The sequence below is a fragment of the Pseudoalteromonas denitrificans DSM 6059 genome, assembly GCF_900112265.1.
In the GTDB taxonomy this organism is placed as follows: domain Bacteria; phylum Pseudomonadota; class Gammaproteobacteria; order Enterobacterales; family Alteromonadaceae; genus Pseudoalteromonas; species Pseudoalteromonas denitrificans.
In genome coordinates this window covers 56,205-70,818 of the sequence record NZ_FOLO01000002.1, presented here as the reverse complement: position 1 = coordinate 70,818, position 14,614 = coordinate 56,205, and the positions used below count along the sequence as shown (strand labels likewise).

Genomic DNA, 14,614 nt, shown 5'->3' with positions numbered 1-14,614 from the left:
AAACTAAAGCAACTCAATAATATCTATACATTAATGCTGATAAAAGGTGACAATGAATGTCGAATTTTAATGCCTGGAAGCTGTTTAGTATTTTTTGCTTTTCGCTGCTGTTACTAGGTTGTGAATCCAAAGAAGAACAAGTCCAGAAATCAGTTCAGTTAGAAGTAACATCTACTGAATTAGAAATTTCAAGCTTAAAAAAAGCATTGGATAACGGTTATATCCGAAATGCAAAATTACTAAAAGAATACGATAGCTACTTACAAACCAAAAAACCTGAACTATCTCAAATAAGCGCTCTGGTTGCACAAGATGCAACAACACAAGGACCATTATTTAAAGGCTTAACGACACGCCTTAATGAGATTAAAAATGAACCTGTCACATTAGACAATGCATTTATTCAATTAGACCGACTAGCTAAAATAAAAGAAGCTGCAAAACTCAGCTTATTTGGTGATGCACTGACAGATCCAATTAACGTATTGGCCGATATGTCTGATGGCAACTTGGGACGGGTAGGTGCAATCAGCCAACAAGCTGAAAATGCATCGAGTAAAGGTGATAACTTTGGTGCTGGCAGTCAAATGGTAGGAAACCCAAATTACGGAAACTGGCAAACTAATTCAAGTGGCATCAGTTTTTGGCAATGGTATGGTATGTATCGTATGTTTGGCGATGTTGTAGGTGGCATTAGCTATGATAGATGGAGCAGCAAACGCCGTTATAGTTATTATAATGATTATGGCCGCTCTCGTTATACCAGCCAAAAACAATACAAAACACAGCAAAAAATTGAGACAAGAACAAAACAATCATTTAAACGACAAGGTAAACAGTTTACGAGTCCATATGCGAAAAAGCGTTCCGGTGCATCAAGTTTAAGTCGCAGCAGTTATACACCAGTAAAAAGTAGTTACTCAAGAAGCAGCTATTCCAAAAGTTCGGGCTCAGTTCGAAATAGCTCAAGTCGCACCTCTCGAGGCGTGAGTCGCGGAAAGTAAAAAATAAAAATACTGGTTACAACGAGTTTAAATAAAGAATTTTTTGGAGAATACAAAATGAACGGATTAACATTATGGACGGCACAAGCACTCGCCATTGACTTTATTGTCATTATCGCCTTATTTGTAAGTTTAAAATTAATTAAGGGCTGGGTATCAAACCTTCATGCAAATGATGAAATCACCAAACGTGATAATTTTGCCTTTGGATTAAGTTTTGCGGCTGGATTAGCAGGTTTAGCAATTGTTTTAACAGGTATTACGAGCGGTACTTTTGCAGATTCTTTGTTAGAAGAAGCATTGCAAATGGCCGGTTATGGTTTAGTTGGAATTGCTTTAATTAAAATAGGCCACTTTTTTCAAGATAAAGTTGCACTGCGCAAAGTAGATTTACATTCAGAAATAGTACAAGGAAATGTCACTGCCGCATTGATTGAGTTTGGGCATATCGTAACTGTTGCAATTGTAATCCGTTCAGCTCTAATTTGGGTTTTAACCGAAGGCTGGCATGGTTTACCTATTGTGATTGCCGCATTTATAATTGGTAATATAATCATGTTATTAGTGAGTCAATACCGTGTTCAACTATTTAAACGCACGAATAAAAGTGGTGACTGTTTACAGCAAGCGATTAAAGATAATAATTTAGCAGTAGGTGTACGTTACGCTGGCTTTTTAATTGGCAGTGGATTAGCAATTACAGCCGCAACGGGTATCGCTCCCTATAGCGCTGATAATTTAAATATGAGCTTAGTATATTGGGCTGCATCGGCTTTATTTAGTTTAATCATGTTTATAGTGCTCCACCTGATCACAATTAAAGTAATCTTATCAGGCACAGATATTTCAGACGAAGTAAACCGTCAAAAAAATGTAGGGGTTGCTGCTATTTCAGCAACAACATCATTTGCTATCGGCTTAACTATGGCAACTTTATTAGGGAGTTAGAGGTATAAATACAAGTTGTTAGATGCGAAGTAAACTTAAATTACATCTAACAACTTGTAGCTAGCTTCTTTTAAAATTGAATACACAATCACTTAACAATCAAAAACAAACTTTATGGTTTCACGATACCCTACTCATTGCCGTAATGGCGATATTAGCGGGGTGTGGGCTTATCTACGAATATTTATTATCACATTATGCAGGACGTATTTTAGGCTCTGTAGAAAGTGCCATATATGCCATGATAGGAACTATGATAGTTGCCATGGGCATAGGCGCCTTTTTAGCTAGATGGTTTAAAGATGCATTTACTGCTTTTGCTTGGTTAGAAGTTCTAATCGCTCTTTTAGGCATGAGCTGCATTTTGTTTATTGCAGGTCTTATCGCTATTAGTTATACCTTACCTCATACATTATCTGAAACCTTTAATTTACCACCTAATGTTTTGCTTGATGGTTATATGTTTGAGCAACTTCAAGATATAGCGCAATTTATGCCTTATATCTTTGGTTTGATATTAGGTATATTAATTGGCATGGAAATCCCTCTTATTGCCAGAGTACGTCAACAAGTTTACGGGCGATTTTTAGAAAATAATGCGGGTACTATTTATGGTGCTGATTACATAGGCGCAGGCATTGGTGCTGCAATTTGGGTGACAATCATGTTATCAATGCCCATAATGCAGGCTGCAGCATGGACTGCTTTATTCAATATTATTGCAGGGCTTGTTTTTTTATCGAAATACCATAAACATATACGTTATGCTAAATCTCTTTTTAGCTGCCACATTTTATTATTAGGCTTATTTACTGTACTGCTAATAATGGGCACTACATGGATGAAAGATTTAAGCAGTGTACTTTATAAAGATAAAGTGATTTATTCACAATCAACAAAATATCAACATTTAGTGCTCACAGAGCGCTTTTTAAAAAATCAAAGTGAACCTGTAACAGATCTATATTTAAATGGACGATTGCAGTTTTCCAGTGCCGACGAACAACTTTACCATTCAATGTTAGTCTACCCCGCAATGGCAGCATCAAACCGCCATGACAATGTATTAATCATAGGCGGTGGCGATGGTTTAGCACTCAGAGATACTCTAAAGTGGCCGGTTAAATCAGTAACTTTAGTTGACTTGGATGCTCAACTATTAACCTTGTTTGGCTTAAAAAGCACACAGCATTCAAGTGAAAAGTTTAATATCCCTGATTATATAAAACAAAGGGTTACAAAGCTTAATCACAATGCAATGCAAGACTCTAGAGCAAATATCACGCCTACAGATGCATTTTTAGAAGTTGAAAAGCTGCTAGACCAAGGCAAGCAATTTGATACTATTATCATAGATTTACCCGATCCAAACCATCCTGATTTAAATAAACTCTACAGTGATTATTTCTATAATCAGATACGTCAAATATTAGCACCAGATGGTGCATTAGCCATTCAATCAACATCCCCTTACCATGCACAAAGCGCCTTTTTAAGCATAGCTAAAACGGTTAAATACGCTGGGTTTATGCATGTTGAGCAATATCAGCAAAATATCCCTTCATTTGGTCAATGGGGTTGGACCATAGCGACACGTTCAGGTCAAAGTGCCAGCCAACGCATTGCAAAATTACCGCAATTACCTGTTGAATCACAATGGCTAAGCAAAGAATATATTTTGGCTTCATTTGTATTTCCAAGAAACTTTTTTAAAGAAGTAAAATCTATTGAAATCAATAGACTTGGTTCAGGTGTTCTTTATGATTACCACAGTAAAGCCTGGCAAAGTGAATCAGAGTTGTATAAAAATTAAAATATTTTGCACTTGGTTGTTGACATAATATGTCGCAAGTGTAATTCTTAACTCAGACATAATATGTCAAAACAAGCAAAGGAACAGAAGATGGAATTAAATGAACTTTCAATCAAGTTAGCAAGTTTTGAAGCGGAAGGCGTCAGCTTTGAGTCTTTTCTAATTGCAGGTGATAAAGACCAGGAAGTCCTTCAGGTAATAGTTGATGGTAATGATGAGTTACCGATATTTGTTACACAAACTGACGAGCAATTACTGTGTATTAGCTACTTGTTTTGTGAAGCTGAAATAAAAGCAGAGTTAAAAGATGAACTTAACGAAGCATTACTGAGATTAAATGTACCAATTCCATTAAGTGCATTTGCAAAAGTTGATGATAGATATGCCATTTTTGGCGCTTTATCGGTTAACTCATCTTTTGATGATATTAGCCACGAATTAGTAACATTAGCTGACAACGCAATTGATTCATTAGATGCTGTCACAGCTTACTTAAATGAATAATGGTTTAGGCCAGGAGAAATATTATGAGCATACTTAAAAAGTTATTTACAGCAGTACGTGGTGGCGCTAGAGAAGTTGGTGAATCAATTGTAGATGCAAATGGCATACGTATTTTTGAACAAGAAATTGCCGACGCACAAAGCGCATTACAAAAAGCGAAAAAAAGCTTAACTGAAGTAATGGCAAAAGAAATGCAATGTAAACGTAAAGTAAGTGCTTTAAATTCAAGCATTAGCGAGCATGAAGATTATGCAGGCCAAGCACTTAGTCAAGATAATGAAACATTAGCAATTGAAATTGCAGAGAAAATTGGTGACTTTGAAACTGAAAAAGCAGAGCAAGAACAAGTTTTATCAGGTTTCACGAATCATATTGTGGCATTGAAACAACAAGTTAAAGAAGCTGAAAAAACCATTAAGGAAAATCAGCGTCAATTAACTATGGTTAAAACCACAGAAAGTGTGCAAAAAGCGACTATGGCAGTAAACAGCACACTAAATACGAATGAATCCTCGATGACTTCAGCTCGCGCATCACTTGATCGCATCAAGCAAAGACAACAGGATAGACAAGATGAGCTATCTGCTGCAAAACAATTAGAATCAGCTACAAATGGCGATGACCTTAAAGCCAAAATGGCCGATGCAGGCATTGGTGGTAGCAATACAAAAAATAGCGATATCTTAGCGCGAATCAAAGCGAAGCAAGGTAAATAAGCTAATAAAAACAAAGTTTGTGAGTTTGAATACTCATAAACTTTTTGTTTTTAACCTCTTTATTGTATTTAATGACTCTAAAACTATTTTTAGAGATAAACCTTTAGGGGATCAATCCCCTCCTTCATTACGGGACGCCCCTATGTTTAGTTTTTTCAAATCAAAAAAAAAACCAGAACGCCAACTTAATACAGCATGTGAATTAAAATCAGGAGATATGCTACAAATAATAGATTCGTTTGCTTACCCAGCATGGCTTAAAGGCCAAATGCTTAAAGTAGCTAATGTGCAAACGTATCAATATGAACGAAATTCAGATACCGAGTTTGTATTAGAAACTGATTCTGGCCAAGTCGTTTTTTTACAAATAGAAAAAGAAGACGGCGAACAGTGGGCTAACTTCTCTATAAAAATTCAACGTGATGATGTCGACTCCATTTTTACCCTTGATGAATTTGCCCGTATTTTTGATGAAGCAGGTTTAACTCACCTCAATACTAAAAATATACCTAAAGAATTTAGCCACTTTTTAGCACAAGAATATAAACAAGCTGAAGCGCCTTATGTTGCCTATTTTCATGAAAAAGACTATCGCAATTTAACTTTACCTCGTTATCAAGATGAAAGCGGAGAGCCTTGTGAAATTATTTATTTAGAGTCACCTCAAGGCAGTCACAGCCTAAACATTGAGGTTTGGGACGGTGGTGAAACTGAAATATCACTCACACTTACCCGCCCTATCACTGATATCGTTGATCTTTTTCCTGGTAGTGCTACATGATCAAAAAAGAAGATACTTGGCTAAAACAAGAAAAAGCCATTCGTGCCACACAGATGGCTTTTGACTTAAGCAGTGAAGTACAAAAAAACATTAAAAAACAGGCGATTGATGAAGAGTTAACACCTTCTGATATGATCCGTAAAATTTTAGAATTAGATGTTAAATCTAAAAAAACTCGCCAAAGACTATCGTTCAATCTCAATGATGACGAAATAAAACAATTAGCGCAGCGTTTTGAAGTTAATATTGATGATAAACGTGCCGTAAAGCAAAAAGTAGCAGATATTCTAATTGAATATGCAACACAAAAAAACAAGGACTAATATGAAAGGTGCAGGTGGAACATCAGGTGGTATTGGCAACTTTTTTATCGGTTTAATCATGATGAGTGGTGGTTTTTATATGCTACTGAATGCCATAAAAGTAAGTTCATCTTTTGGTATGGGCACGCGACTTTATGGCTTTTCAGGAATGAGCATTACAAGTGGCATGGTGATGATCCCTTTTATTTTTGGTATAGGTTTAATTTTCTATAACAGCAAAAATATTTTAGGGTGGATTTTATCATTTGGTTCACTTACCGCACTTATATTTGGCGTTATCAGCTCAATCAGGTTTACTTTTGCAAGTATGAGCTCATTTGATTTAATTGTTATTTTAATACTCAGCATGGGTGGATTAGGATTATTTTTACGTTCATTAAAAACCATAGATACACGTTATCCAGATAAAAAACCTTAATATAAATTAACTTATGTTTTAATATACAAGGAAAGCATTACCCGCTAAAAACAGCGAATAATAATTAAATGCCACTGTGTGGCCCAAGTAGAAATGCGCTGCAAATCTACCAATGGAGTGAATATGGACTTTTTAAATACAGCACTTACCTTCCCGACAGTTATATTTTCAGTATTACTAATCATTGTGATTATTTTCTGGCTAGTTACTATTGCAGGATTAGCTGATATCGATATGTTTGAAGCCGATGTTGAAATAGAATCACAAACAAACGCGGCGACATCTGGGCTATTTAATAGCTTAGGGTTAACCGATATTCCACTGACAGTATCTGCCAGCTTAATGATCATGAGCTCTTGGCTTATTAGCACTTATGCTCAAACCTGGTTTTTACCAAATGAAAACAATAATTTATATTACCTTTTTGGTATCACCATCATGCTAGTATCAAGCATTTTAGCTTTACCTATTACAAGCATTTTAGCCAAACCACTAAAACGCTTTTTTACCAGTAAAGAAACGGCTACTAAAAATGATTTTGTAGGCTTGGAGTGCGTCATTGCAACATCAAAAGTAACAGATACATTTGGACAGGCACGAGTGACCTTTCAAGGTACAGAACAATTAGTTGAAATTCGAATTCAAGACGATACACATCAATTTAACCTCGGCGATAATGCAATTTTAATAGAGCATATGAGTGAAAACCACAGCTATATAATTGCTCCAAAACCTTGGGCTTAAAACCTTTAATCTCACAAAGAATAAAAACTAGCAGGCTGATCTAGCCCTAATTTATTTTAAAACAGTTAGGAAACAACATGGAATTTTTAGATAATATAGTCCCAATATTAACTTTTGTTGGCATAGGCATTGCCATTATTTTTGCCATTTTACTGATCGTTGGCAAATTCTACCGTAAAGTTGATCAAGGTCAGGCTTTGATAATCAATAAAATGAAAAAAGAACCTGATGTCACAACTACGGGCGGTATTGTTTATCCCGTGATCCATAAAATGGAAGTAATGGATATTTCAACAAAACGCATGGTATTAGAGCGCAAAGATAAAGGCGGCTTGATCTGTAAAGATAATATTCGTGCCGATATCACTATCACCTTTTACATTCGTGTAAATGAAAATAAAGAAGATATTTTACGAGTAGCTAAACAAGTTGGTTGTGAACGTGCATCTTACCCTGAAACTCTGCAAGAATTATTTGAAGCTAAATTCTCAGAAGCACTTAAAACGGTAGGTAAACAGCTTGATTTTGTTGAGCTATTTACACAGCGAAACCAGTTTAGAGACAAAATCAAAGAAGTCATTGGTCAAGACTTATCTGGCTATACCTTAGAAGATGTTGCAATCGATTATTTAGAACAAACTTCGATCACTAAGCTTGATCCTCAAAATATTTTAGATGCAGAAGGTATCCGCCGTATCACGGAAATGACGGCCGCACAAAATGTGGCAACCAATCAATTAAAGAACGATGAAGAAATTCAAATAAAAAGACAAGACGCCGACGCAAAAGAGAAATCTCTTGAGTTAGAACGTCAAGAAGAAGATGCAAAAGCCAAACAAGCAAGAGAAGTTGCATCGGTTCAGGCTCGCGAAACAGCAGAAACAGACAAAGTACAAGAAGAAGAACGTTTAAAATCAGAACAGGCTCGTCTGCAAACAGATGAAACAATTGGTATTGCAGAACAAAACAAGCAACGAGAACTTGATATTGCTGAACAAAACAGACTGCGTGTACTTGCGATAGAAGAAGAAAAAGTATTACGAGCTCGCCAAATTGAACAAATTGAGAGAGAAAAAGAAACTGAAATATTACGCATTAATAAAGAGAAATCTTTAGAAGTTGAACGTAAAGAAATAGCTGAAGTTGTACGTGACCGTGTCGCCGTTGAAAAAACAGTTGCCGAAGAAGAAGAGCGTATTAAAGATGTGCAGGTACTTGCAGCTGCTGAGCGTGAAAAAGAATCTATTATTATTCGTGCCAAAGCAGAGGCTGAACAAGCTTTAGTAAAAGATATTGAAGCCGCCAAAGCATCTGAGCAATCAGCTGAATACAAAGCCAGAGAACAAGAAACTTTAGCCGCAGCAGAATTAAGAGTAGCCAATCAAACAGCGGAATCTAAGAAAGTGCTTGCTGAGGCGACAAAAGTAGAAACAGCTGCGATTGGCTTAGCCGAAGCTGATGTTATAAAAGCCAAAGCACAAGCAAATGCAGCACAGGGAGAAGCTGAAGCTAAAATATTAAAACAAAAACTTGAAGCTAAAGCACAAGGTGAACGAGAAATCGGTTTAGCGGATGCACAAGTGAAACAAGCAATGGCTGAAGCTTTGGAAAAACAAGGTGAAGCAGAAGCGCTGAATCTTGAACGTCGTATGACAGCAGAAGCCAAGGGTTTAGAAGAAAAACTTGAAGCACTAAATGCTATGAGTAAAGAAGCCCGTGATTACGAAACCTATACACTACAGCTAGGCCAGAAAAAAGACTTAGCTTTAGCATCAATAGATGCCAATAAAGATATCGCATCCAATCAAGCTGAAGTGATGGCAAAAGCCTTAGGCAGTGCAGATATCAATATTATGGGTGGTGATGGCCAATTCTTTAATCAATTCATGAAAGCAATTACTTTAGGTAAATCAATTGATGGTTTGGTTGACGAAAGTGACGTCGTTAAATCTGTATTTAAAGATCACTTAAATGGAGAGCGTAATTTACTTGAAGATTTAAAAGGTGTTTTATCAGGTGCAGAAGGTTCAAGTGCCACTTTAAAAAACTTAAATATGAGTAAATTACTAAGTCAGTTAAATTCTCACCCTGATAAGAATCAATTATTAAGCTTGTTAAGTTCAGGGCTTAATTCAACAAATAAACAAAATGATTAATCATTTCTAGCCCGCTTGGCGGGCTAACAATCTCTTTTACAAATGAAACTTCAGGAAACTAGGATTTAATAAATGACGGATGCAAATAAGACTGAACAATCTGAAAATACAGTGACTTTAGAAGGTGGCTCTTATGAGTTAATCAAAAGGCGTTTATTAAATTTTGGCTCCGAACTCAAAACTCAAATTGACAGTGTGAATACAGACCGCATAAAAACATTTGGTAGTACGGAGCTAAAAGTAAAAGGTCGCGTGAGAGTTCGCACCGAAAACAACTGTATTCCCAGAGATATTATTTGCATTGGTGATACCTTAATTTTTGCCTTTAATGTCTTTATTGGCTTAAAAACGACAACCAGTATCAAAGATGTGTTTAGTTTACATAAACTAATTGCGCAAGATGATCACTTTGAAGTTGAAGACATAAGCCTTGAAGGTAGCTTTTTTGCTGATAGTCGTTTTGAACGCGACTTTAACGAACTTTATACTTATTACAAAAAAGCACAATTACAACATTTTTATCAGCAAGGCAGTAAACTTTTTGCCACATTTCAAATTGGCGAACGCATAAGCGACATTCGTGTATTTAGCTGGTCAATTTCACCAGACAATGAAATAACCTATATTGATAATCGCGGTGACCGCACGCTCAAACCAGTGCAAAACCATGATTTTGAATGGATAAAAACCAGTCGAAAAGAACATGAAGAAGGTCGCCACCCCCATATCAATGTATTAGATAAGTTATTTGTTGAAACTTTGAATGGCTCACTGACCATAAAAGTAGAAAATAATACTGGTAGTGGAAAAGGCATATATAACGAACCCGTTGAAGATGAAAACCAATCTTTAGCCGATTGTGAACTCGAATATGCGCAACTAGGCTCTTTAATTTTATTAAAAATATTACCTTATCGAGAAAAACAATGGCGTTATTTAATATTTAACCATGAATCTAATGCAGTATTACGCCAAGATGCGATAGGAAATGCCTGTGTGCAGTTACCAGAAAATCACGGTATTATTTATCCTGGTGGTTATTATTTACAATCTGGCCAAACTCGCTACTTTGAAGACAAAGCCGATGATCTAGAATTTCATAGACAAATAAAATCTCCCAACGGCGAAGACGTTTTATTTGTTTTTTACGAACCAAAAGAAGGCCGTTATGCTTTATTTCCATATAATTTAATTGATAAAAACCTACAAAACCCTATTTTTGGTCATGGGTATACTTTATTTGAAGATGGCACCGCCCTCACCTTTAAAGCAGATAAAGACGAAGCTGAACGTGTACACCCAGTACAAATTTGGCAAAGCCCATTTGTTTCAGCGCAATTTGCAGCAAATACTCCTCAAGATGGTAGCTTGTTTGGAAAAATAGGTAACCCAGATCTAGTACGCGGCATTTCCGATTTATATAGTTTGCATAAATTGATTAATGAACAGAGTCCACAAATTCATCATTATGAAGCCATGATAGCGTTATCTCGTAATTTATTTGATCGCTACCATTGGCTAAATGAAGATTTTTTTAACAAAATAGAAACCTGCCTACATCAAATATTTGAAACTTCTGAGCAAGTTTTAGATGAATTTGAAAAAGTGACTGAAATACAAAATAAAGCAGTTACAGCACTCACTCAAGCCGAAGAATCTTTTAAAAGTTTAAACAATAAAATTCGCCCTGATAGTTTTAAACAGGCGAGTGAATTTGTCAGTGCTTTAAATGAATTAAAACTGCAACAAGGCCAGCTAATAAGTCTTGAAGAACTAAAGTACGTGGATCTTCAAGCACTTAAATTAATTAACCAACAACTTGATGAAAGCACTGAAAATTTAAGCCAAGCAACGGCTAAGTTTTTACAACAAGATCAAGCATTAACACCTTATCATGCCAGCCTTAAAGAAATTGAAAAACAAACTGAAAACTGTGATAGCGTTACCGAATTAAAGCAATATATCACTACTTTAGATGAACTAAGCACAGGTTTAGATTTACTAAACCACACTATGCTTGATCTGAAAATTGATGATAGCCGTATTCGCACTCAAATTTTAGAAGATATTAGTAACATTTATGGCTTAGTAAACCGCGCTAAAGCCAGCATAGAAATTAAACGTAAAAGTTTAGGGTCAGTAGAAGCTAAAGCCGAATTTTCAGCCCGTTTTAAATTATTATCCCAAAGTGTTACCGGTGCACTCAATAGTGCAAAAACACCACAAGAATGTGATGAACAGTTATCTCGCTTATTGATTCAACTAGAAGAACTTGAATCTCAATTTAGTGAATATGATGAATTTTTAGCAGATATTTTGAGTAAACGAGATGATATTTACGATAGCTTTGAAAAACATAAACAAACTTTAATTGATGCAAGACAACGACGAGCCCTTAATTTATCATCAGCCGCAGAGCGTATTTTACAAGGTATTAATAGGCGAGTTCAAAGCTTTAATGAACTTGATGTATTAAATACTTATTTTGCATCAGATCCCATGATCAGTAAATTAAGGGCTTTAATTACTGAACTAAAAAACCTTGATGACCAAATTAAAGCCGATGACTTGCAAGCCAAACTTAAAGCAACTAAAGACCAAGGCATTCGCAGCTTACGAGATAAACTCGATATTTACACTGATAGCGGCAATACAGTTTCCATTGGAAAGCATCAATTTAGTGTCAATAAACAAGTGCTCGATTTAACTTTATTACCTAAAGATGGGGAGCTAACGCTTCACTTAACTGGTTCTGATTATTTTGAAACCATAAATAATAAAATACACAAAACGGCATTAGATAAAAATAAACACTTATGGCAACAAACACTCATCTCAGAGTCAGATGAAATTTATCGAGGTGAATATTTAGCGTCCCAAATATTATTAGCGGCCGACTCTGATGAACATGAATTAAGTTTTACCACTTTACTTGAAGCGCAAAAACACAATACCTTACCTAAATTAGTGCAAGCCTTTGCAGAACCTAGATACCAAGAAGGTTATGAAAAAGGGATCCATGACCAAGACGCAACTTTAATTTTAGCTGCGTTACTAAACCAAAAATCAAATAATGCTTTATTAATTTACCCGGTAACAGAGCGCATTTTTGCAGCTTTATTTTGGATAAAACAAGACTGCGAATATCAAAAAACATTATTAGAACAAGCTAAAAATGCAGCATTAATGCAAGCACACTTTAATGACTCAGGCTTTTTTAATTCGCTCAACTTTGAAACTGAAAACGCATTACAAAATTTTCTTAAAGCTGAACCTAAATTACAAAATGCAAAGTTAAACGCCAATGCAGGTATTAGCGCACAGTATTTACTAAATGAACTTGCATGTATTCAAAATACTAAAGACCACCCTGAGTTTTCAGTGTCATTAAGCGCAAAAAATCTATCGGAGCAGTTTATACAAGATATAAAAAGCAAAGGAATTTATGAAAATTTACAGCAAGCAAATGATCAAATGTGTGAACTCAGCGCACATTGGAAACTTTTTTTAAACTGGCTTAATGCTTATAACTTATCAACAAATAAACCTTATGCTCAAACGATTGCCATGGAAGCTGCTCATTATTTAATGCAAATACAACAAGGTAGCTTAAAGTTTAAAGTCTTAGATAATAAAAACACCTCTATAGTAACGGGGTTAATGGGGCAACATAGCCGAATAAAAGAACAAAACATTGAAGTAGACTATGCTGACTTTTTTGCCCGAAGCCATACTTATCAACAAATTCAAGTACCAGCATTTAATGACTACCATCAACTCAGAACTGAAATTTTAATTGAAGAAAAAGAGCGCTTACAGTTAGATGAGTTTAAAGCCCGACCTTTAAGCTCATTTGTGCGAAACCAGTTAATCGACAAAGTTTATTTCCCTATCATAGGCGATAACCTAGCAAAACAAATTGGTGCTGCTGGTAATAATAAACGTACCGATTTAATGGGTATGTTATTACTTATTTCCCCTCCAGGTTATGGTAAAACAACTCTTATTGAATATATAACCAATCGTTTAGGTCTTACTTTTGTAAAAGTAAATTGTCCGTCAATCGGACATGATCAAGTTTCACTCGATCCTGCTCAAGCTATAAATGCAACTGCAGAAAAAGAAATTGAAAAAATAAATCAAAGCTTTGAAATGGGCAATAATGTAATGTTGTACTTGGATGATATTCAACATACTAACCCTGAATTCTTACAAAAGTTTATTTCTTTATGTGATGGCTCTCGTCGCATCGATGGTGTATGGAAAGGAAAAAGTAAAACCTACGATTTACGTGGTAAAAAATTTGCTGTAGTGATGGCTGGAAATCCTTATACAGAGTCTGGTGAAAGCTTTAAAATTCCTGACATGTTATCAAATCGTGCTGACATCTATAACTTAGGTGATACATTATCAGGTTGTGAAAGTGAGTTTGCCATGAGCTTTATTGAAAATGCCATGACTTCAAATTCAGTATTAGCACCGCTTGCTAATCGTAATATGCAAGATCTATATAAGTTGATACGAATTTGTGGAGGCGAAGATATTTCATTAAATGAACTAGAACATGGTTATAGCCAGGCGGAAGCAAATGAGATACAAGCCGTATTAAGTAAATTAATCGTGATTCGCCAAACTGTTCTAAAAGTAAATGCCCAGTATATTGCCTCTGCGGCGCAGGATGACAAATACCGTACAGAGCCGCCATTTAAGCTACAAGGCAGTTATAGAAACATGAATAAAATGGCTGAAAAAGTAGTTGCAGTGATGAATGATGAAGAACTCGAAAGCCTTATTCAAGATCATTATCAAGGTGAAGCACAAACACTCAGTAAAGGCAGTGAAGAGAACTTGCTTAAATTAGGAGAACTCAGAGGCACTTTAACCAAAGATGAAACCGAACGTTTCCAAAATATTAAAGATAGTTTCAGTCGATTAAATAGCTTAGATACTGCAGGGAGCCCTGCAATGTTAGCTGTAAATCAAATGAGTTTATTACACGAAGCACTTGAAAACATATCGAGTAAACTCGATAAAAAAACCTTAAGCTGGGATCATTCAGATCAATTTTATGCATTAGCCGAATCTATCAAGGAAACAAGTACGCAAGAACAACTCAGTACCATAGCAAACAAAATATCAAACAGCATTAACAATACTGATAACCAAGCTCAGCTAACTGAGTTAATTAATGCTGTTAGCTCATTAGA

General features: G+C 35.7%; 11 protein-coding genes. All 11 read left to right on the top strand.

The window, feature by feature from the left end:
• The first annotated feature begins 56 nt into the window (after positions 1–56).
• Complete coding sequence (locus tag BM088_RS01785) at positions 57–1,004, top strand: hypothetical protein (RefSeq protein WP_091979284.1); 948 nt, start codon at positions 57–59, stop codon at positions 1,002–1,004.
• A gap of 57 nt (positions 1,005–1,061) precedes the next feature.
• Complete coding sequence (locus tag BM088_RS01780; RefSeq protein ID WP_091979282.1) at positions 1,062–1,952, top strand: DUF350 domain-containing protein; 891 nt, start codon at positions 1,062–1,064, stop codon at positions 1,950–1,952.
• 76 nt (positions 1,953–2,028) lie between these two features.
• Entirely contained in the window at positions 2,029–3,765 is a 1,737-nt protein-coding gene (locus tag BM088_RS01775) for a polyamine aminopropyltransferase (RefSeq protein ID WP_091979280.1), read from the top strand.
• A 90-nt stretch (positions 3,766–3,855) separates the two neighbouring features.
• Positions 3,856–4,269, top strand: a complete 414-nt coding sequence (locus BM088_RS01770; RefSeq protein ID WP_091979278.1) for a DUF2170 family protein — start codon at positions 3,856–3,858, stop codon at positions 4,267–4,269.
• Positions 4,270–4,292: 23 nt separating this feature from the next.
• On the top strand, positions 4,293–4,985 hold the full coding sequence (locus BM088_RS01765; protein WP_091979276.1) for a PspA/IM30 family protein: 693 nt from the start codon (positions 4,293–4,295) through the stop codon (positions 4,983–4,985).
• A 142-nt stretch (positions 4,986–5,127) separates the two neighbouring features.
• Positions 5,128–5,766, top strand: a complete 639-nt coding sequence (locus tag BM088_RS01760) for a hypothetical protein (RefSeq protein WP_091979663.1) — start codon at positions 5,128–5,130, stop codon at positions 5,764–5,766.
• Positions 5,763–6,089, top strand: a complete 327-nt coding sequence (locus BM088_RS01755; protein ID WP_091979274.1) for a hypothetical protein — start codon at positions 5,763–5,765, stop codon at positions 6,087–6,089. Before BM088_RS01760 ends, BM088_RS01755 begins: the two co-directional genes overlap by 4 nt.
• Before the next feature lies 1 nt (position 6,090).
• Positions 6,091–6,507: a hypothetical protein gene (locus BM088_RS01750; protein ID WP_091979272.1), complete on the top strand. Its 417-nt coding sequence runs from the start codon at positions 6,091–6,093 to the stop codon at positions 6,505–6,507.
• Positions 6,508–6,630: 123 nt separating this feature from the next.
• On the top strand, positions 6,631–7,251 hold the full coding sequence (locus BM088_RS01745) for an OB-fold-containig protein (RefSeq protein ID WP_091979270.1): 621 nt from the start codon (positions 6,631–6,633) through the stop codon (positions 7,249–7,251).
• A gap of 77 nt (positions 7,252–7,328) precedes the next feature.
• Positions 7,329–9,407: a flotillin family protein gene (locus tag BM088_RS01740; protein ID WP_091979268.1), complete on the top strand. Its 2,079-nt coding sequence runs from the start codon at positions 7,329–7,331 to the stop codon at positions 9,405–9,407.
• A 72-nt stretch (positions 9,408–9,479) separates the two neighbouring features.
• A partial coding sequence (locus tag BM088_RS01735) for a DNA repair ATPase (RefSeq protein WP_091979266.1) occupies positions 9,480–14,614 on the top strand: 5,135 nt, incomplete at its 3' end.